20 protein-coding genes are annotated in these 18,793 nt (G+C 68.2%); 6 read left to right on the forward strand and 14 right to left on the reverse strand.

The window, feature by feature from the left end; translation table 11 throughout:
• Positions 1 to 27 precede the first annotated feature (27 nt).
• The 6 genes from P9849_RS06070 to P9849_RS06095 are packed head-to-tail and all read right to left on the reverse strand — an operon-like array spanning position 28 to position 4,708.
• Complete coding sequence (locus tag P9849_RS06070) at positions 28 to 747, reverse strand: ABC transporter permease (RefSeq protein WP_278268750.1); 720 nt, start codon at positions 745 to 747, stop codon at positions 28 to 30.
• A complete protein-coding gene (locus P9849_RS06075) occupies positions 744 to 1,625 on the reverse strand; it encodes an ABC transporter ATP-binding protein (protein WP_278268751.1) in 882 nt (293 codons plus the stop codon). Before P9849_RS06075 ends, P9849_RS06070 begins: the two co-directional genes overlap by 4 nt.
• Positions 1,622 to 2,419, reverse strand: coding sequence for a SagB family peptide dehydrogenase (locus P9849_RS06080; protein WP_278268752.1), 798 nt, complete (start codon positions 2,417 to 2,419; stop codon positions 1,622 to 1,624). Before P9849_RS06080 ends, P9849_RS06075 begins: the two co-directional genes overlap by 4 nt.
• A gap of 18 nt (positions 2,420 to 2,437) precedes the next feature.
• Complete coding sequence (locus P9849_RS06085; RefSeq protein ID WP_278268753.1) at positions 2,438 to 3,577, reverse strand: YcaO-like family protein; 1,140 nt, start codon at positions 3,575 to 3,577, stop codon at positions 2,438 to 2,440.
• A gap of 44 nt (positions 3,578 to 3,621) precedes the next feature.
• A complete protein-coding gene (locus P9849_RS06090; RefSeq protein ID WP_278268754.1) occupies positions 3,622 to 4,500 on the reverse strand; it encodes a TOMM precursor leader peptide-binding protein in 879 nt (292 codons plus the stop codon).
• Between the two features lie 19 nt (positions 4,501 to 4,519).
• Positions 4,520 to 4,708, reverse strand: a complete 189-nt coding sequence (locus tag P9849_RS06095) for a hypothetical protein (RefSeq protein WP_278268755.1) — start codon at positions 4,706 to 4,708, stop codon at positions 4,520 to 4,522.
• Positions 4,709 to 5,098: 390 nt separating this feature from the next.
• Between P9849_RS06095 and P9849_RS06100 the strand changes: the two genes are divergently transcribed.
• Positions 5,099 to 5,665 carry an NUDIX domain-containing protein gene (locus P9849_RS06100; protein ID WP_278268756.1) on the forward strand — a complete coding sequence of 189 codons (567 nt, stop codon included), beginning with the start codon at positions 5,099 to 5,101 and terminating at the stop codon, positions 5,663 to 5,665.
• 111 nt (positions 5,666 to 5,776) lie between these two features.
• On the opposite strand, the gene P9849_RS06105 is transcribed toward P9849_RS06100, so the two are convergent.
• From P9849_RS06105 to P9849_RS06135, 7 genes are all read right to left on the reverse strand, one after another.
• A complete protein-coding gene (locus P9849_RS06105; protein WP_278268757.1) occupies positions 5,777 to 6,928 on the reverse strand; it encodes a bifunctional 2-methylcitrate synthase/citrate synthase in 1,152 nt (383 codons plus the stop codon).
• Between the two features lie 88 nt (positions 6,929 to 7,016).
• A complete protein-coding gene (prpB, locus tag P9849_RS06110) occupies positions 7,017 to 7,925 on the reverse strand; it encodes a methylisocitrate lyase (protein ID WP_278268758.1) in 909 nt (302 codons plus the stop codon).
• Complete coding sequence (locus P9849_RS06115) at positions 7,925 to 9,442, reverse strand: MmgE/PrpD family protein (RefSeq protein ID WP_278268759.1); 1,518 nt, start codon at positions 9,440 to 9,442, stop codon at positions 7,925 to 7,927. Before P9849_RS06115 ends, prpB begins: the two co-directional genes overlap by 1 nt.
• Positions 9,439 to 10,137 (reverse strand): GntR family transcriptional regulator, encoded by a 699-nt coding sequence (locus tag P9849_RS06120; protein ID WP_278268760.1) that lies wholly within the window; start codon positions 10,135 to 10,137, stop codon positions 9,439 to 9,441. The genes P9849_RS06115 and P9849_RS06120 overlap by 4 nt, the downstream gene beginning before the upstream one ends.
• A 75-nt stretch (positions 10,138 to 10,212) precedes the next feature.
• Positions 10,213 to 11,007 carry an SGNH/GDSL hydrolase family protein gene (locus P9849_RS06125; RefSeq protein WP_278268761.1) on the reverse strand — a complete coding sequence of 265 codons (795 nt, stop codon included), beginning with the start codon at positions 11,005 to 11,007 and terminating at the stop codon, positions 10,213 to 10,215.
• 110 nt (positions 11,008 to 11,117) lie between these two features.
• Positions 11,118 to 11,834 carry a response regulator gene (locus P9849_RS06130; protein ID WP_278268762.1) on the reverse strand — a complete coding sequence of 239 codons (717 nt, stop codon included), beginning with the start codon at positions 11,832 to 11,834 and terminating at the stop codon, positions 11,118 to 11,120.
• Positions 11,831 to 13,519: a sensor histidine kinase gene (locus tag P9849_RS06135; RefSeq protein ID WP_347567918.1), complete on the reverse strand. Its 1,689-nt coding sequence runs from the start codon at positions 13,517 to 13,519 to the stop codon at positions 11,831 to 11,833. The genes P9849_RS06130 and P9849_RS06135 overlap by 4 nt, the downstream gene beginning before the upstream one ends.
• 183 nt (positions 13,520 to 13,702) lie before the next feature.
• Between P9849_RS06135 and P9849_RS06140 the strand changes: the two genes are divergently transcribed.
• The 4 genes from P9849_RS06140 (at position 13,703) to P9849_RS06155 (ending at position 17,620) form a co-directional block, all read left to right on the forward strand.
• On the forward strand, positions 13,703 to 15,055 hold the full coding sequence (locus tag P9849_RS06140) for a cation:dicarboxylase symporter family transporter (RefSeq protein WP_278268763.1): 1,353 nt from the start codon (positions 13,703 to 13,705) through the stop codon (positions 15,053 to 15,055).
• A gap of 129 nt (positions 15,056 to 15,184) precedes the next feature.
• Complete coding sequence (locus P9849_RS06145; protein ID WP_208188573.1) at positions 15,185 to 16,075, forward strand: ParA family protein; 891 nt, start codon at positions 15,185 to 15,187, stop codon at positions 16,073 to 16,075.
• An 8-nt stretch (positions 16,076 to 16,083) separates the two neighbouring features.
• Positions 16,084 to 17,061, forward strand: coding sequence for a ScpA family protein (locus P9849_RS06150; RefSeq protein ID WP_278268764.1), 978 nt, complete (start codon positions 16,084 to 16,086; stop codon positions 17,059 to 17,061).
• The gene (locus tag P9849_RS06155) at positions 17,051 to 17,620 is read left to right on the forward strand and encodes an SMC-Scp complex subunit ScpB (protein ID WP_278268765.1); all 570 of its coding nucleotides are present in this window, start codon (positions 17,051 to 17,053) and stop codon (positions 17,618 to 17,620) included. Before P9849_RS06150 ends, P9849_RS06155 begins: the two co-directional genes overlap by 11 nt.
• 233 nt (positions 17,621 to 17,853) lie before the next feature.
• Here the strand turns inward: P9849_RS06155 and P9849_RS06160 are convergent, their stop codons facing one another.
• Complete coding sequence (locus tag P9849_RS06160; RefSeq protein ID WP_278268766.1) at positions 17,854 to 18,159, reverse strand: hypothetical protein; 306 nt, start codon at positions 18,157 to 18,159, stop codon at positions 17,854 to 17,856.
• A gap of 66 nt (positions 18,160 to 18,225) precedes the next feature.
• Between P9849_RS06160 and P9849_RS06165 the strand changes: the two genes are divergently transcribed.
• A complete protein-coding gene (locus P9849_RS06165; protein WP_278268767.1) occupies positions 18,226 to 18,792 on the forward strand; it encodes a hypothetical protein in 567 nt (188 codons plus the stop codon).
• Position 18,793: the final 1 nt, after the last annotated feature.

An 18,793-nucleotide genomic window follows, 5' to 3' on the forward strand; every position in this document is an offset into this window, starting at 1 on the left:
AAGTCACCGTCGTCACCGGTACTGCCCTCACTGATACTGCGTCTGCTCCACCCTCCGATAACCCCAGACGGCGGCGAGTCCGCAGAGCAGGAGGTAGCCCGCGAGAATGACCAGCGCCAGTCCGTTGGATTCCCCCTGGAGAGCGGAGTTGATGAGGTCCGCCCAGGCTCCGGTGGGGCTGAAGGTGTGCAGGGGTTGCAGAGCTCCCAGGTCCCAGGTGCCGAAGAGTCCTCCGATGAAGGCCAGCGGGAAGTAGATGAGGTTCGCGATCGGCACGGCGCCGCGTGAGGGCAGCCAGTACCCGAGGGCGAGTCCGAGCGCGCCGTGGACCAGGCCTCCCGCGATGAGCGCGCACAGCCCGAGCAGAAACCTCCCGGGCGCGACGGAGAAGACCGCGCCGTTGATCACGCCCAGCACCAGGAGCGGCACGGAGAAGAGGACCGAGAAGAACAATCCGGCGATCAGCTGCGAGGCCACGCGCACCCTGGAGGGCACGGGAAGGGTCAAGAGGTACAGGTTCCAGGGGTCGTTCCGGGTGGACGCGATGCCCACACCGAACTGGAACATCATCGTTCCCAGCATCGCGAAGGCGAGGTAGCTGAAGAGGATCTGGCCCGGCGGCAGATCCGCCCGCACCCCGACCATGAGGTAGAAGGCCGCCGGCAAGGCGATGAGCGGCAGGAAGAACGAGGGCAGCCGCACGAGCTCCAGGATCTGAACGCGGACGTACTCGGCGACGAATCTCATGCCTTCTCCTCACTCAGGATCATGCTGACGGCATCCTCGAGCGAGGACTGCTGGACGCTCAGTTTTGGATCATCCAGGACGGCCAGCAGGACCCTGCTGGCCGCGTCCGGATCGTCGGTCACCAATTGGTACCGGTCTGCGCCCAGCGCCTCGACGACGCCGAGCCCGAGAACCGCCGGCGGCACGGGACCTGTGGCGGAGAAGCTGAGCCGATGAAGCCCCAGGCGCTGCCTCACCGACGCGATGTCCTCGCTCAGAATGTTCCTGCCGTCCTTGACGAGCGTGACGGTGTCGGCGGTCGCTTCGATCTCCCCGTAGTCGTGCGACGCCATGATGATGCAGCGGCCGAGTTCCCTCTGCTCGAGGATGATGTTCCGCACCTGCGCCCGGCCTTCGATGTCGAGCCCCGCGAGAGGTTCGTCCATGATGATCACCGGGGCGTTGCAGATGACGGCGCCGGCGATGCCGAGACGCCGGAGCTGCCCGCCGGAGAGTCCGCCGCACTGCTTGTCCAAGATGCCCTCGAGCGAGAGCGCCTCCTGGACCGCGGCGAAATCCAGAGGATCCGGGTAGTGCACGGAGATGAACCGGAGCACTTCGCGGACCTTGAGCGTGGGCGGGAACATCACCGCCTGAGGCACACAGCTCACGTACCGGACCTGAGGACCGCCGCGGACCACCCGTTGCCCGAGCACCGACGCGGTGCCGGAGGTGGGCTGCCGGATTCCGGTCAGGATGTTCAGGGCCGTCGACTTCCCGGCGCCATTGGAACCCAGGAGGCAGTGAACGCCTGGCCCCAGATCGAGCGAGAAGCCCGACAAGGCCGTCTTCCCCCGGTAGTTCTTGACCACGTTCTCCCACGACGCGATCGCCGTCATGCCGGGCCCCCTGTTTCCTCGATGACCTGTCCGAAGGCGACGCTGTAGATGACGGACTGCTCCACCCCGTCGAGGCAGAGCAGTTCGTCGACTTTCTGATCGAGGAATCCTCCGACCGCGCACGATCCGATCCCCGCTTCTTCGGCGCACAGCATCATGGCCTGGGCCAGATGGCCGGCCTCGATCAGGGTGAACCGGTAGGCGCGCTGCCCGTACTTGATCCGCTGGCGGAGGAAGCTCCCGACGAAGAACACATGGAAGGCAGAGTCCTCCGCGAGGTTCTGGAAGACCAGACAGTCGCGCAGGAATTCCCGGGGATCCACCGGTACCGAGAGCCGGTGGAGCATGGCTTCGTGCGGATCCAGCGCATAGATCCCGGGCGTGATGCCGTCCACCGCGGTGACGGCCAGATAGATGTCGATCGGGTACAGGCCGCCGGCCGAGGGAGCGCCGCGTCCGTGGTCGGCCGTGATGCAGGCCGTTTCCCGGAGGATGCCGCTCAGGATCCCGAAGCTCACGGGCGCCGGGGCGAACCCGGCTGCCGAATGCCGATGCCGGAGCGCCGCGGCGACCGGGGAAGCCGGCCCGGCGGCGTCGAGCGCCCGGCGGTCTGACGACAGGTAGGGCGGATGGGGGCGGCCGAGCATTCTCAGCGCCTCGGGATCGGTGCTGAGCTCAGTGGAGTACGTCCCGGTGGCGGAGCCGCTCGTCCAGAGGCTGAGCTTCGAGGCCACGTGGAAGGTCTCCGCGGGATCGTCGAACGCCGGGGTGGCGAGGGCCCATTGCTGATGCATGATGTTTCTCCCGGGAGGTCAGGGGAACGGATGAGGAGTGGTGTGGACTGCGCCGGGATGCTGCCGGAGGTGCGGTTCGTCGACGTCGAGGGTGGCGGCCTGAGGGCTGAGCGCCCGGATCACGTGCCAGCCCTGAACTGCGACGTCGGGTGACCTGACGTCCGCGAGGTACACCTGCCAGCCGGCGTCCTCCAGTGCGAGGAGTGCGCCGGGCAGGGAGAGCAGGTGATCGCCGACGAACTCGGCCTCGGTCACCTCCGGACCGGAGTCCAGGAATTCGTTCAGGGCCCGGTTGGCTGGTCTCGCGTGGAAAGCGATGTGGTCCTGCAGCGATTCGACGTCGGAGGCGATCGGAGGGTCCAGGGATGCCGCCGATGTCACCTCGGAGAGGCCCCAGTTGTAGGTGTGCAGTGACTCGACGAACGCCGCGGTCATCGCCGCCCTGATGTCCGCCTTGGCCGAGCACCCCACGGCGAGCCCGACTTGATCCGACCGGGCGCAGGAGAGGATCACCGGCAGGCCGGCGGGTCCTTCCAGCCGCACCAGGGTGACGGTCACGCCCTGGAGCTCCAGCTGCCGGCAGGCACCCCGCAATGCCGCGGGGAAGTGGCTGGGAATGGTGTCCGGGATCCGCAGCGTGGCGCCGGAACGCCGGCCATACCAGGCACGCATGAACCCGTCCCGCTCGATCAGCTCGAACACCGCGGCCCGGGCGGCCATCGCGAAGCTCCGCCCGGCCCCGAGGCCGTTGGAGGTGATGGAACACCACCTGGTCCGGTCTCCCGGATTCAGATGCACCAGATCCGCCGGCACGGCCCGGACCGACCGGTCGACCGCGCGGCGCACTCTGATATAGGGCAGGTCCTCCACAAGACTCGGATGGGTGTAGGTGAACCCGGGGCGGGAGTACTGCTCTTCGGTGAACGGCATGAAGTCGGTGGCCGGAATGATCTGGTTCCCGAGGGGCTCGTCGAAATGCTCAGGCAGGTAACCGGCCGAGTACCGTTCGATGAACTCGCCCCCGGCCGAGCCGTACAGTTGATCCGCGCCGATCCCGAACCCGCAGGACGCCTGCTCGGGGAGACAGGCCTGAAGGAACGTGGGCAGTTCAGGGGAGCGGTCGATGAGTGCGGGGAGGCTCAGGGCTCCTGGTCCCATTCTCAGCGTCTTGATGCCAGGGATGAGGCCCAGATCCGGTCCGGCTAGCCCTGTCCGGAGGAGGCTGGGGCGAGCCAGGGATAGCTGGTTGACGATCTCCCGGTCTGTGAACACGAGGGGCACCGCGGCACACTCCAAACTCTTGAGTTGTAGCTGGTCAGGGTTCCTGGATTGATGACGCTGCAGGAACCGATGAGGTCATAGGCGTCGCGGTAGAACGCCGCGACGGCGAGCCGCGCCGCGAGATGGACCCCGAGCGCGAAATCGTGGGACGGGAAGTCATCTGACGGGACCGTCCGATGGAATCGCAGATACTCATCCGGCCAGTCGGTGGTGGCGGCACGCCGGATCACGAGGCACTCGAAGCAGGCGCTCGTGCCCGGCAGGACGGCGGGTCCCACGACGAGCTTGCCGCCGTCGAAGGGGACGACCGGGACGTGGCACTCACCCTGTTCCCAGGCGTCGCGGCAGACATCGATCGCCTCCTGGACGGAGGGCCGGATGATCAGGGTGGGGATCCCGGCCCGCGCGGAGTCACGGTCCGCGATGTCGATCGCGGTGAACATCTTCAGGACCCGTCGGGCGCTAGCCTCCCAGTGCTCGGGGACGTCCAGACGGAGCGCGGGCCTGTCGGTCCGCGGATCGAACTCCGGAAGGCCGGCCAGTCGATCCAACGGTCCCCGGTGCGCGGTCACCACGCCGGCGGCGCGCAGCGAGCCCAGAAGGCGTTCCTGGCCACCCAGGCCAGGAACGCCTTCCGCCACCTCGTCGAGTGTGCGGGGCGTGCCGAGGAACCGGAACAGCTCCCGCGCCAATTCCTGATGCTCACGGAAGCGGACGATCGAACTTCCGCAGACCAGGACGAAGGAATCCTCGAAATCAGCCTGCCGGACGCCTTCGGCCACGACGTAAGTGGTGCTCACGGTGATTCCGCCTCCGGACCTACGGCGCCTTCGGCGACGTGGGACGTGCGGAGGAGCAGGACGAAGAGAGGGTGACGGTGTCACCGTTCATCTTCGCCGGGGTCACGAGGGCCCCGCCCGCTTCGAAATCGAGCTCCTTCAGCGCCATCGGCATCACGAGACCCGGCTCGGTCTCCACCACGGGGGCGATCGTCAGTGCAGTGCTCACTTGCTCTCCTTTGGACAAAGCGAATTTTTAAGGAATAACACCTGATATTCAAAGGTGCTGAAATGAGCCTAGAAGTGATCTCGGTCGCACGTCAAGGGCATATAAATATTCTGTGGAAGAAAATTTGAAGCCCGTTCTCCGGGGTTGTTTCAGGATAATCAGCGCATGAAAAAGAAAGGCCTATTCGCGGGCCGGGCGCGACATTCTTCGATCCTATGAAATCGCGACGGGAGGTCAGAGTTCTCCCGGGTAGATGAATGTGCTCTCATCAGTATCGCGACTCGATGGCCAAATGTCCAACAGATCGACCGGCCGTGCCTGATGAGGCGACCGCGATGCGCAGACCTCGGCCGGTCGTGCCCCCGTTCCGGCCCCGATAGCATGAGCAGCATGAGTGCCGCCCCCGTTGTCCTGTGCTTCCTCCTGCGTCCCTCGGGCGCCTCGGGCCTGGAAGGGGATCCCGCTCTCTGGGATGTTCTGCTCGGCCTCAAGAAGCGAGGTTTCGGGCAGGGCAAGGTGGTCGCCATCGGTGGTCACGTCGAGGCGGGGGAGACGCCGGAGGAGGCCCTGCAGCGCGAGGTCTGGGAAGAGGTGGACGTCGTGGTGCCTCAGGAGTCCCTGGCCAAGCTCGGCGTGGTCCGGTTCGTCTTCCCGGCTCAGCCGCGCTGGGACATGAACTCCGTCGTGTATGCCGCGGACCGCTGGGAGGGAGATATCTCGCCAAGCGAGGAGATCTCGCCGGAGTGGCACGGACTCGACGACCTGCCGTTCCGGCGCATGTGGCCCGACGCCGGGCACTGGCTGGAGGAGGCCTTGACCCGCGCGGCGCAGGCGATGTCCGGCGGCTCGCCCGAGCCCTTCGACGTGACAGTCACCCTGGCCGACGACAACCACGCCGTCGCGGGCGTCGAATGGACCCTCGGAGGACCGCGCGCCGAGCCGCACCCCGCGGCCTGAACAGCCGGCGCGACAACGACAACGCGCATACGACGACGACGGCGCGCGGCCACCGGAGAGGTGACCGCGCGCCGTCGTCGTGGGGTCCTGGTCGTCGTGGTGTCCTGGGCGTCAGCCCAGGTGCCGCTCCTCCACCCCGTTGTAGGCGCTCAGCGGGCGGATCAGGGAGTTCGCGCCCGCCTGTTCCATGACGTGCGCCGTCCAGCCGACGATCCGGCTGGCGACGAACAACGGCGTGAACGTCGGGGTGTCGAAGCCCATCAGGTGGTACGTGGGGCCGGCGGGGTAGTCGAGGTTCGGTTTGATGCTCTTCGCCTCGTCCATGGCCTGCTCCAGCCCGTTGTAGAGGCCGAGGAGCTCGGGACGGCCGTAGTGCTCGATCATGGCGTCCAGCGCGGCCTTCATGGTCGGCACGCGGGAATCGCCATGCTTGTAGACACGGTGTCCGAACCCCATGACCTTCTTCTTCGCCGCGAGCGCCTCCTCCATCCAGGACTTCGCCCGGGCGGCGGCGTCCTCGGCGGACTCGGAGGGGTCGATCCCCAGCTCCTCGAAGGTGTGCATGACGGCTTCGTTCGCCCCGCCGTGCAGCGGGCCCTTGAGGGCGCCGATGGCCCCCGTGACCGCCGAGTGCAGGTCCGCGAGCGTCGAGGTGATGACTCGCGCGGTGAACGTGGAGGCGTTGAAGGAGTGCTCCGCGTACAGGATCATCGACACGTTGAACGCGTCCACCACGGCCGGCGCCGCCTCCTCGCCGAACGACATCCAGAGGAAGTTCGCGGAGTAGCCCAGGTCGTCACGGGGTTCCACGGCGTCCTGGCCGTGCCGGCGTCGCTGGTCGTAGGCGACCACGGCGGGCATGGCGGCCCACAGGTCGATCGCCTTCGACAGGTTCGCCTCGGGGCTGGAATCCTCCGCCTGCGGATGCCGGGCGCCCAGCACGGAGGCCGCCGTGCGGCAGACGTCCATGGGGTGGGAGCTCAGCGGGAGTGCGTCGATCACCGTCTTCAGCACGGGATCCAGGGCGCGCCCGGCGCGCTCCCGTGACTGGAAGGCGTCGAGCTCCTCGGGGGACGGCAGCTCCCCGTTCCAGAGCAGGTAGGCCACCTCCTCGAAGCTCTTGGCCGCGGCGAGCTCCTGCACCGGGTAACCCCGGTAGAGCAGGGAATTGCTGTCCGGATTGACCTTGGAGATGGCGGTGTAGTCCACCACCACGCCGGCCAGGCCTTTTTTGATCTCGGTCTCTTGGGGTGTGGTGCTCATGGTGACTCCTTCGTCGGATGAAGCCTTCGGTGTGATTCTGGGACTGTTTCCTGTGAATTCTCTTCGAGCGGCGTGAGAGCCCGAGCGGTCATCGTGGGGTGCCGGGCACCTGGAAGTTGAAGACCCCGGTGTCGAAGCTGTTGTACGCGGGATAGTCCACCAGTTCATACAGCCGTGCACGGGTCAGCATGTCCGGCACGGCGGCCTGCTGGGTGCCCTCCGCCTTGAGGGTGTCCAGCACCCGTTCCGCCGCGCCCAGCGCACTGCGCAGCAGCGTCACGGGATAGATGACCATGTTGACGCCCACCGAGGACAGCTCGTCCAGGGTGAACAGCTCACTCTGCCCGAATTCCGTCATATTGGCCAGGATCGGCACGTCCACGGCCTCTCGGATGGCGGCGAACTCCTCGAGGGTTTTCATGGCCTCGGGGAAGATCGCGTCCGCGCCCGCCGCCACCAGGGCGCGTGCGCGTTCCTGGGCGGCCCCCAGTCCGTCCGCCGCCCGGATGTCGGTGCGGGCCATGAGGAGGAAGCCGGGATCGCGACGGGCCTGGGCTGCCGCCTGGATGCGTCGCGTCGCGGTCTCGACGTCCACCACGGACTTGCCGTCCAGGTGTCCGCAGCGCTTGGGATTGACCTGGTCCTCGATGTGGCAGCCGGCCAGTCCGGCGTTCTCGAGCTCCTGCACGGTGCGGGCGACGTTCATTGGCTCCCCGAAGCCGGTGTCGGCGTCGACGAGCGCGGGAAGATCCGTCATCCGGGCGATCTGCCCGGCGCGCGTCGCCACCTCGGTCAGGGTGGTGAGTCCGATGTCCGGCAGTCCGAGGTCGTTGGCGAGGACCGCGCCGGAGATGTAGACGCCGTCGAACCCCTTCTCCTCGATCAGCCGGGCGGACAGGGGGTTGAACGCCCCTGGGAACTGCACGGTGCGGCCGGAGGCGAGCAGCTCCCGCAGCTCGCGGCGCTTCTGCTCGGGCGTGCGCGTCGAGTACAGCATCAGAAGAGACCCTTCGGCGCGGCGGCCGGATCGATCACGCCGGGGGCCGCCTGGATGTTCAGCTGGTCCAGTTCGCCGGCAGCGAGTTCCGGCAGACGCTGCACCGTGTCGAGGAACCGCTCGATCTCGGCCGGCTCCACGAGACCTTCCGCGAGGGTGCGGAACTTGGCGATGTACTGCTCGCGGGCGAACGGCCGGGCGCCGAGCGGGTGAGCGTCCGCGACGGCGATCTCGTCCTCGATCACGCTGCCGTCTGTGAGGGTGATGACCACGCGGCCGCCAAACGCCTTCTCCGCGATGTCCAGGGAGTGGTAGCGGCGCGTCCACTCGGGATCCTCCTCGGTGGTCACCTTGTGCCACAGTTCCACGGTGTCCGGGCGGGACGCGCGGTCCGGGGCGTAGGAGTCGACGTGGTGCCAGCGGCCGTCCTGGAGCGCCACCGTGAAGATGTACGGGATGGAGTGGTCCAGGGTCTCGCGGCTCGCGGTCGGGCTGTACTTCTGCGGGTCGTTGGCGCCGGAGCCGATCACGTAGTGGGTGTGGTGGCTCGTGTGGATCATGATGCTCGCGACGTTCGCCGGATCCGTCAGTTCGGGGTGCTCGCCGTGCAGCTTGCGGGCGAGGTCGATCCAGGCCTGTGCCTGGTACTCCGCCGAGTGCTCCTTGGTGTAGGTGTCCAGGATCGCGCGCTTGGCTTCGCCCGGCTCGGGGAGCGGGACGTCGTAGGACGCGTCGGGGCCGTCCAGCATCCACGCGATCACGCCGTCCTCACCCTCGTAGATCGGGACCGGGGAGGTCTGGCCGCGCATGGCTCGGTCCACGGATTCCACGGCCATCTTGCCGGCGAACGCGGGCGCGTGGGCCTTCCACGTGGAGATCTCGCCCTTGCGGGACTGCCGGGTGGCGGTGGTGGTGTGGAGTGCCTGGCCGACGGACTGGAAGACGGTCTCCGTGTCGAGGCCGAGCAGGGTCCCGAGGCCCGCGGCGGCGGACGGTCCGAGGTGGGCGACGTGGTCGATCTTGTGGGCATGGAGGCAGATCGCCTTGACGAGGTCCACCTGGATCTCGTAACCGGTGGCGATGCCGCGGATCAGGTCCGCGCCGGAGGAGCCGACGTGCTGGGCGACCGCCAGCAGGGGCGGGATGTTGTCACCCGGGTGGGAGTAGTCGGCGGCGAGGAACGTGTCGTGATAGTCGAGTTCCCGCACGGCGACCCCGTTGGCCCAGGCGGCCCATTCGGGGGAGACCCGTTCCTGGATTCCGAAGACCGTGGACCCGGGGCCGCCGGTGGACGGCGCGTGGGTGAGCGCCTGAGCCCGCGCGGCGACGATGGGCGCGCGGTTCAGGGAGGCGATGGCCACCGAGGCGTTGTCGATGATGCGGTTGATGATCATGTCCGTGACGTCGGCGTCGACGGGGACGGGATCGGTGGCCACCCGGGCGATCTTGTGGGCCAGCTGGTCCTCGCGGGCCAGGTTCTCCTCGCTGCGGTGGACGCGGACGTTATGGGTTTTCACCGGGACTCGCTTTCCTGTGGGGTGGTGTCGTTGACGGTGCGGGTGGGCGACAGGATGCCGCGGCCCCGCTGGCTGTGATGGAGGTGGTCCAGGCTGGCCTGCAGATGGACCGTGGTGGCGGCGGCGGCCAGGCCGGGATTCCCGCTGGCGACGGCGGCCGCGATCGCCGCGTGCTCCCGGGCGGAGTCACGGAGTCTGCCCGGGTTGTCGTGCGCCAGACGGCGCAGACGCTGAAGGTGGGGGCGGAGCTGCCGCAGGGACTGCGCGAGGTAGGCGTTGCCGCACTCCTCGTCCAGGGCGTCGTCGAGCTCTCCGACCAGCCGGTAGTAGCCGTCGACGGCGGACGGTGTGTCCAGCAGTGCCTCCGCGGCGATGAAGTCCTCCCGGAGGCGTGCGAAGCGCTCGCGGTCGCCACGTGTCGCCGCGAGCGCGGCCGCGCGGCTCTCCAGCGTCTCCCGGAGTTCGAAGAGCTGGTCGAGATCCGCCACGGACAGTTCGGCCACGACGACCCCGCGTCGCCGCTCGGCGACCGCCAGTCCTTCCGCGGTGAGCCGGGAGAGCGCCTCCCTCACGGGGGTGCGGCTCACTCCGAGACGTTCCGCCTGTTCCACTTCGGCGAGGACCGTGCCGGGGGCAAGGCGCCAGGAGATGATGTCCTCCCGGAGGGCGTCGTACGCCCGGTCACGTGCTCGCATGGCCTCAGTGTATACACAAATGGCTCACAAGAGGGTGAATTCGTATGAATCCCGTAGCTGTGTATACAAACCGGCTCAGCCGCTCGGCGTGGGAGACGCGGTTGCAGGAACTGCGGACGGCGTGGCGGCCGGCGAAGGGGCCGGGGTGGCAGTGCTCAGACCCAGGACCGCGCCCATCAGATCCGCGAGTCGCACGTGTCCCGCAGGACTCGGGTGCTCCCCGTCCGGGCCGAGCAGCGTATCCGCCTGGGATGCCATCCAGTCCAGGGCGATCGGATCCACGAATTCGGCGGACGACGCCTCGGCCGCGGCCTTGAGAGCGTCCCGGATGGCCAGGAGGTCCTGGTCGGGATCCGCCGAGTAGGCGGGTGGCCCCACGACGATCCGGCGGGCATGAGGAGCGCGGAGCCTGACATCCTGCAGCGCGGCCAGCGCCGCCTGCCTGATCTGGGTGGGATCCTCGCCTAGGTCGTTGTCGGATCCGAAGAACAGCACCGTCCGCGTCCACGCGTTGACGTACCGCTGCACTTCGGCCCCGAACGTGTCCCCTTCGGAGCCGGTGGTGACGTACCCGCTGCCGTTCTGCGCGCCGTTGACCAGGACGAGGCTGGGCTTCTGGGTGGCGAACCGCTGACTCAGCAGGGTGGGCCACGCCTGTTCGGGGGAGGTGCCGAATCCGGTGCTCAGCGAATCCCCGATGATCACCACATTGGACTGCCCGGGCGGCGCCGGGGTGGCGCGGGTCGCGGCCTGGGCGCTCGTGCCGCAGGCTCCCAGGAGGGTCGCGACCGGTCCGCCCACTGCGAGCAGGAGGAAGGCCCGCCGACTGCTGGCGCGTTGCTGCCCCGGTGAGTTCTGCACGTTCCTCATGCTCTCCATCGTTCCTGTGTCTGCGCTGTGCTTTCTGGCTGCCCTGTGCTTTCTCACTGCCCTGTGCAGCCTCGCAGGGGTCGTCCTGGCGTGTCGGCGGCCCGGCCGTCTCACACGCTGCGGTACTCGTTCTCCGGCCGTCCCGGCGTGCCGTAGCGCGGGGTGCTCCGCAGCACTCCGGCGCCCACCAGATGCTCGAGGTAGCGGCGGGCGGTCACCCGCGAAAGGTTGGCCTGCTCGGCGAGTTCGGCCGCGGAGAGCGGGTGCGGCGCCGAGGTGACGAGTTCGCGGACGGCGGCGAGCGTCGTCGTCGAGATGCCCTTCGGCAGCGGAAGCTCCACCGGCGCGCGCAGGGTGGCGAAGGCCTGGTCCACGGCGCTCTGGTCCACCGGAGCGGGGGAGGAATCCTCGGTGTCCGCTCCGGGCGAGCCGAGGGTCTGGCGGAAGGCGCGGTAGTTCTCGAGCTTCTCCGCGAAGGTGGAGTACGTGAACGGCTTGATGAGGTACTGCACGACGCCGGTCGCGATGGCTCCGCGGACCACGGCGAGTTCCCGCACGGCGGTGATGGCGATGATGTCCGTCAGGAGGCCCGCGCTCCGCATCCGGCGGGCGACGTCGAGACCGTGCAGGTCCGGCAGGTTCATGTCCAGGAGCACCAGGTCCACCGTCTCGCCGCGCTCGCGGGCCTGGGCGAGCGCCTTGAGGGCCTCCTGCCCGCCGGAGGCGCTTCCGGCGTGTTCGAATCCCTCCAGGCGATCCAGGTACGCGGCATGCGCTTCCCGTGCGATCGCCTCGTCCTCCACGACGAGGACCCGGATGGGTTTCATGACTCTCCTTCGGGGTGTGCTGCCGGTCCGCCTTCCAGCGGAAGGGTGACGACGAAGCGGGCCCCGGGCAGTTCCCCCGGCTCCCGTGGCGCGGAAACGGACGACGGCGCGTGGCCGGCCTCCACCTCCAGTGTCCCACCCAGCCTGCGCACCGTCTGCCGCACGAGTGCCAGCCCCACCCCGCGGCCGTGCCGGCTCGCCTTGGTGGAGTACCCGAACTCGAAGGCCCGCTCGAGCTGCCCTTCGCCGAGTCCCGCGCCCGAATCCTGGACCGAGAACGCCACGGAACCGTCGTCCGCGGTGATGCGGAGACGCACCAGCCGAGGTGCTTCCGCGGCGGCCGCGGCGTCGATGGCGTTGTCCAGGAGATTGCCGAGGATGGTCACCAGATCCTGCACCGGGATGTCCAGCACCGCGGGGGTGGAGCCGCCGTGCAGCTCCAGGAGGACACCGCGTTCGTGGGCTTCCGCTGACTTGCCCATGACGAGCGCGGCCAGGACCGGCTCGTCCACGGAACCGAGCAGGTCATCGGCGAGCCGCTGGCCCAGTTCGAGGTCCCGGGTGGCGAGTTCCAGCGCCTCAGGGGTCCGCCCCAGTTCCATGAGCGAGACCATGAGGTGGAGGCGGTTGGCGTGTTCGTGGGTCTGGGCGCGGAGTGCGTCGGAGAGGGTCCGTGTGGTGGCCAGCTCGGAGCCGAGGGATTCGATCTCCGTCCGGTCACGCAGCGTGGCGACCGTTCCGAGACGCCGTGGCCTCGACCGCGCCCCGGCGTCCTGCTCCACGGCGGCCTGTTGATTGACCACCAGCAGGCGGGGGCCGGCGAGGTGGACCTCGTCCAGCGCCTCACGACCGGAGGTGAAGAGCTCCCGCAGGCTGGGTTCCAGGGGCAGGTCCGCCACGGTCGGCGCCGCGGTGCCGCCCGGGGAACCGGGGGAGTCGAGGCCCAGAAGCTCCGCCGCCTGGTCGTTGTAGATCACCACCCGGCCGCGGGTGTCCACGAGGACCACGCCCTCACGGACCGAGTGCAGCACGGATTCGTAATACGCGAACAGCTGAGCGAGCTGCTCCGCGCCCCAGCCGTGCGTGACCCGGCGCAGGTACCGGCCGAGCAGCCAGGCCACGAGCGCGCCGCCCGTCACGAGTGCCGCCGCCAGACCGAGGATCGCCAGAAGCCGCCAGGTGATGCCGGCGTCGACGTTCTGTACGGTGACGCCCGCGGACACGAGGGCGACGACTTTCCCGGAGGAGTTCTTCACCGGGACGATCGTCCGGACGGACGCGCCCAGGGTGCCGGTGTAGGTCTCGGTGAAGTCCTGGCCCCGCAGTGCCGGTTCGACCGTGCCCAGGTACTTCTTGCCGATCTCGGCCGGATTCGCGTGCGTCCAGCGGGTGGTGTCCGGGCTCATGATCGTCAGGAAGTCCACGTGGCCGCGCCGCATGACCGCCTCGGCGTAGGGCTGGAGGACCACGGACGGCTCGGGGGAGACAGCGGCCTGCACCACGAAGGGGCTCGCGGCCACTGTGGCGGCGACGCTCTGGGTGCGCTGCCCGGCGTCGTCGTAACTGCGCGTTCTGATGTCGACGGCGGCGAAGGCGCTCGCGGCGATGGCGGCCGTCAGCACGAGGAGCAGGTTCGCCACGAAGAGACGCCGGGCGATGCTCCAGCGCCCCATGAGGTCCTTCACGGTTCTCGTCTCCTCCGTGTCCGGTGAGCGCCGGCCGGCGCCGTCGCCTGATGTCGTGCCTGGTTCCGTGGTCTCCCCGCGACCAATATGACCGCAAGAGTGACCCAGGTCACGCCCCCGGCCACCATGGTCCCACGAGGTGCGGTCAGTCAGGCCGCGCGAACGACTCCCAAGGAGCAACGAATGTCCTTGCAGCATCAGGCGCCAACGGCGGCGCCCGCGCGCGGCAAACGTCTTGAATCATCCCACTACCTGTACATCGCCGTCATCGTCGCGGTGGTGCTCGGAGCCGTGGTGGGCATCCTCTTCCCCGAAGTGGGGAAATCCCTGAAGCCTCTGGGCGACGGGTTCATCAAGCTCATCAAGATGATGATCGCCCCGGTCATCTTCTGCACCATCGTGCTCGGCATCGGCTCGATCGCCAAGGCGGCCACGGTGGGCAAGGTGGGCGGCCTCGCCCTCCTGTACTTCGTGATCATGTCCACGTTTGCGCTGGCCATCGGCCTCGTGGTGGGCAACCTCATCCACCCGGGCGAGGGCCTCAAGCTCACCCCGTACGACCCCAACAAGAAGGCCGCCACGGACAGCACCGTGGACTTCCTCCTCGGGATCATCCCGGGGGACATCCCCGTGCTGCCGACCCTGCTGGTCGCCATCCTGGTGGGCTTCGCCGTCCAGAAGATGGGCACGCAGGGGACCCCGATCCTCAATGCGATCGGGCATGCGCAGAAGCTCGTGTTCCGCATCCTGGTCATGATCATGTGGCTGGCTCCCGTGGGCGCGTTCGGCGCCATCGCCGCCGTCGTCGGGGCGACCGGTGTGAAGGCGATCGTCAGCATGCTGACGCTCATGGTGGCGTTCTACCTGACGTGCATCCTCTTCATCGTCCTGGTGCTGGGCTCGCTCCTGCGGGTGGTGTCGGGCGTCAACATCTTCAGCCTCATGAAGTACCTGGGCCGCGAATACCTGCTCATCTTCTCCACCTCATCCTCGGAGGCGGCGCTGCCCCGGCTCATCGCCAAGATGGAGCACCTGGGTGTGTCGAAGCCGGTGGTCGGCGTGACCGTTCCCACCGGGTATTCCTTCAACCTGGACGGCACGGCCATCTACTTGACCATGGCCTCCCTGTTCGTCGCCAACGCGATGAACATGCCCCTGAACCTGGGGGAGCAGATCTCCCTCCTGGTCTTCATGATCATCGCGTCCAAGGGCGCGGCGGGCGTCACGGGCGCCGGTCTGGCGACGCTGGCGGCGGGTCTGCAGGCGCACCGGCCGGAACTGCTGGGCGGGGTCGGCATCATCGTCGGCATCGACCGGTTCATGTCCGAGGCGCGTGCCCTGACGAACTTCACGGGCAACGCGGTGGCCACCGTGCTGATCGGGACGTGGGTGAAGGAGGTCGACACCGCTCAGGTGCGCTCCGTGCTGGCGGGGGAGCGGCCGTTCGACGAGTCCTCGATGCTTGCGGACAGCCACGGCCCGGCGGCCCCGGTGGAGGCTGCCGCAGGCGCGGGGAAGGCCCCGGTCCCGGCCTAACCTTGACCCTCTACTTGAGGGTCAAGGCTCACGGAGGCGACTTTGTCAACATCCCCAGCCAGCGTGTCGTAGCCGTTAGGGTGGAGGTCAGGCAAGAGTCATCGCAATGCAGGAAGAGTGGATCATCACGTGAGCAGCGAGCAGGGTACGACCGCGCTGGGTACCACCGAGGAAGACGTCAGGCTCGGCCCCACCGGCCGCCCCTGGCGGGAGTTCCCCACCCCAGCGCCCCTGGAATCGCACGGTCCCGCCCGGGTCATCGCCATGGTGAACCAGAAGGGCGGCGTGGGTAAGACCACCTCCACCATCAACCTGGCCGCGGCGCTCGCCGAATACGGGCGCCGAGTCCTGTTGGTGGACTTCGATCCGCAGGGCGCCCTGTCCGCCGGCTTCGGCGCCAACCCGCACGAGCTGGACCTCACGGTCTACAACGTGCTGATGGACCGCAAGGTGGACATCCGGGACGCCATCCACTCCACCGGGGTGGAGGGCGTGGACCTGCTCCCCGCCAACATCGACCTCTCCGCCGCCGAGGTGCAGCTGGTCAACGAGGTGGCTCGCGAGCAGGTCCTCGCCAGCGCCCTGCGCAAGGTCGAGGACGACTACGACGTGGTCCTCATCGACTGCCAGCCGTCCCTGGGTCTCCTGACGGTCAACGCGCTGACCGCGGCGCACGGCGTGATCATCCCGCTCATCTGCGAGTTCTTCGCGCTCCGCGCCGTGGCGCTGCTCGTGGAGACCATCGAGAAGGTTCAGGACCGCCTCAACCCGCGACTGCAGGTGGACGGCGTGCTCGCCACCATGTACGACGCGCGGACCCTCCACAGCCGCGAGGTCATCACCCGCCTGGTCGAGGCGTTCGGTGACAAGGTCTTCGAAACCGTCATCAAGCGCACCATCAAGTTCGCGGACGCCACGGTGGCCGCCGAACCCATCACGCAGTACGCCAGCAACCACCCGGGCGCCGAGGCGTACCGCCAGCTGGCCAAGGAACTCATCGAGCGCGGCGGTGCTCCGTAAGCAGCGTCATGCCCGCTGACCAGGTGAGCGGGCCGCAGCACGACGACGCCGCCCCGCGCCTTCCGTCGGCGCAGGACGGCGGCGGTGGCGCCGTCGTCGTGGTCGCCGAAGAGGCCGGTGCCCCGGAGAGCGGCCAGGCCCAGGGGTTCCAGGTCCGTCTGGAGAACTTCTCCGGCCCGTTCGACCTGCTCCTGAGCCTGATCTCCAAGCGCGAGATGGACGTGACCGAGGTGGCCCTCGCGACCGTCACGGACGAGTTCATCGCGTACATCCGGGCGCTCCAGGAGCAAGGCGAGGACTGGGCCCTGGATGAGGCCAGCGAGTTCCTGGTCATCGCCGCCACACTCCTCGACATCAAGGCCGCCCGGCTCCTGCCCGCCGGTGAGCTCGATCCCGAAGAGGACCTTGCCGCGCTGGAAGCCCGCGACCTGCTGTTCGCGCGCCTCCTGCAGTACAAGGCCTTCAAGGAGGTCGCGACCCAGCTGGGCGAGGACCTCACCCAGGAGGCGCTGCGCTTCCCGCGCCTGGTCAGCCTCGAACCCCATTTCGCCGCGCTGCTGCCGGAACTCGTGTGGAAGCACGGTCCCGACGACTTCGCACAGCTCGCCGCCAAGGTCCTCGCGCCCAAAGAGGAGACGATCCCTCAGGTGGGCGTCGACCACCTGCACAGCGCGCCCGTGAGCGTCCGAGAGCAGGCCGAGCTCCTCGCCCTGCGCCTGCAGGCGGAGCATCAGCTGAGCTTCCGGTCGCTCGTGGCGGACGCACTGAACGCCCAGGTGGTGATCGCGAGATTCCTGGCGCTCCTGGAGCTGTTCCGGGACCGGGCCGTGGCGTTCGAACAGCTCGAAGCCCTGGGGGAGCTGACCGTCCGGTGGACGGGCCATGAGCACGAGGGGGACGGCGCTCCGCTGCTCTCGGGTGGCTCCGATTTCGATGAACCGGCGGAACCTGCAGCCGCCGAGGAAGGTGCTCACGATGAGCGGTGACGACGGACTGCTGTCCGCGCTGGAGGCGGTCCTCATGGTGGTGGACGAGCCGGTGAGCACGGTGCAGCTCGCGTCCGCGCTGGAGATCCCCGAGGAGGAGGTCGAGGCCGGACTGCAGGCGCTTCGTGCCGAGTACGACGGCGCGGTGCCCGGCGCCCGCATGCGCGGCTTCGAGCTGCGGAACCTCGCCGGCGGTTGGCGCATCTACTCGCGGCCGCTGCATGCCGAGGCCGTGCAGCGCTTCGTGATGGACGGCCAGACGGCACGGCTGACGCAGGCCGCGCTCGAGACCCTGGCCGTGGTGGCGTACCGGCAGCCGGTGTCGCGGGCACGGGTGTCCGCGATCCGTGGCGTCAACGTGGACTCGGTGATGAAGACCCTGGTCCAGCGGGGCCTGGTGGAGGACTGCGGCACCGACCCGGAGTCCGGAGCCATCCAGTACCGCACGACGGCGTACTTCCTCGAGAGACTCGGGGTGAAGGACCTGTCCGAGCTCCCGGCGATCTCCCCTTACCTCCCGGGCCTGGACGAGTCGACGGCGTTCTACCCGGGGGTTTAGGGGTGCTCCGGGTCGCGGTGCCCGGCCCTCCCGGTCCCTCGCCCTACCCGCCGCCTCGCCCTACCCGCGAAACAGTGAGTTTCCGCTGAAACAGTGTGTTGTGCTCACTGTTTCAGCGGAAACTCACTGTTTCGGCGAGGCCTCACCCACACCGTCCCGTGATCAGACAATCCACATACGGGCAGAAGTGGACCACCGGGACTCGGGACCAGCGCACCGTGGTCGGTATGAAATCACCACATCTTCGGCTCGATCCCGACGAAGTCCTCTGGACATCCGCCGAACTCGACCTGCTGGGTGTCCGGCATGCTCAACGAAGCCGCCTCGTGGAATCGGGTGTTCTCGTCCGGGTCCAGAGGGGCGCTTACGCCCGACGGGAACACGCTGTCGGCCTCCCAAAGTCGGGTCGCGCCGAGTTGCGGTTGCGGGCTCATAAGAAAGTCCACGCGCGACGCCGGAACCGGGCCTTCGTGTACAGCCACACCTCCGCTGCCCGCCTGCACGGTTGTCAGCTGTGGCATGCTGACGAGCAGGTCCACGCCACCTGTCGGACCAGGACGTCGACGCTCCGACTCGGTCCATCGACCGTGCTCCATCATCTTCCGGTGCTTCCCGACGAAATCTGTTCCTTCGGGGCCAGCGAAACCACTTCGTTGGAGCGGACCGTCGTCGACTGCTGCCGCATCCTGGATCTTGAGGGGAGCGTTGTCGTCATGGATCAGGCCTTGCGCCTCGGCGCGGACCGCGCGGTGCTGGAGGGGTACGTCAAGCGGATGACCGGCCACCGGGGTGTGGTGAACCTGCGCCATGCCCTGGAACTCGGCGATCCGCGGAGCGAGTCGATGGGGGAGACCCGGACGAGATTCCTGCTGTGGTTCGAGAACATCGCGATGCCGGTCTCCCAGTTCCCCGTCATGACGGATCGCGGCCTCAGACGCCTCGACTTCGCCTGGCCGGACTTGAAGGTCGCGCTGGAATTCGATGGCCGGGTGAAGTACTTCGGGAGCGTGCCGACGGATGAGGCGGTTTTTGATGAACGCGTGCGAGAGCGTCGGCTCATGGAAATGGGTTGGATCTTCGTCCGTCTGGATTGGAAGGACCTTGAGGATCCGGCCGGTGTGAAACGCCGGATTCATGCGGCCTGGGCGAAGGCTCGGGCTCGGGCCGATTGAA

The organism is Arthrobacter sp. Y-9, assembly GCF_029690065.1.
Classification (GTDB): Bacteria; Actinomycetota; Actinomycetes; order Actinomycetales; family Micrococcaceae; genus Arthrobacter_E.

Bases quoted from the DNA above. Each gene is read 5' to 3' on its own strand.
- P9849_RS06070 (WP_278268750.1), bottom strand. From the start codon at position 747: ATGAGATTCGTCGCCGAGTACGTCCGCGTTCAGATCCTGGAGCTCGTG.
- P9849_RS06075 (WP_278268751.1), bottom strand. From the start codon at position 1,625: ATGACGGCGATCGCGTCGTGGGAGAACGTGGTCAAGAACTACCGGGGG.
- P9849_RS06080 (WP_278268752.1), bottom strand. From the start codon at position 2,419: ATGCATCAGCAATGGGCCCTCGCCACCCCGGCGTTCGACGATCCCGCG.
- P9849_RS06085 (WP_278268753.1), bottom strand. From the start codon at position 3,577: ATGGGACCAGGAGCCCTGAGCCTCCCCGCACTCATCGACCGCTCCCCT.
- P9849_RS06100 (WP_278268756.1), top strand. From the start codon at position 5,099: ATGAGTGCCGCCCCCGTTGTCCTGTGCTTCCTCCTGCGTCCCTCGGGC.
- P9849_RS06105 (WP_278268757.1), bottom strand. From the start codon at position 6,928: ATGAGCACCACACCCCAAGAGACCGAGATCAAAAAAGGCCTGGCCGGC.
- prpB (WP_278268758.1), bottom strand. From the start codon at position 7,925: ATGCTGTACTCGACGCGCACGCCCGAGCAGAAGCGCCGCGAGCTGCGG.
- P9849_RS06120 (WP_278268760.1), bottom strand. From the start codon at position 10,137: ATGCGAGCACGTGACCGGGCGTACGACGCCCTCCGGGAGGACATCATC.
- P9849_RS06125 (WP_278268761.1), bottom strand. From the start codon at position 11,007: ATGAGGAACGTGCAGAACTCACCGGGGCAGCAACGCGCCAGCAGTCGG.
- P9849_RS06130 (WP_278268762.1), bottom strand. From the start codon at position 11,834: ATGAAACCCATCCGGGTCCTCGTCGTGGAGGACGAGGCGATCGCACGG.
- P9849_RS06140 (WP_278268763.1), top strand. From the start codon at position 13,703: ATGTCCTTGCAGCATCAGGCGCCAACGGCGGCGCCCGCGCGCGGCAAA.
- P9849_RS06150 (WP_278268764.1), top strand. From the start codon at position 16,084: ATGCCCGCTGACCAGGTGAGCGGGCCGCAGCACGACGACGCCGCCCCG.
- P9849_RS06155 (WP_278268765.1), top strand. From the start codon at position 17,051: ATGAGCGGTGACGACGGACTGCTGTCCGCGCTGGAGGCGGTCCTCATG.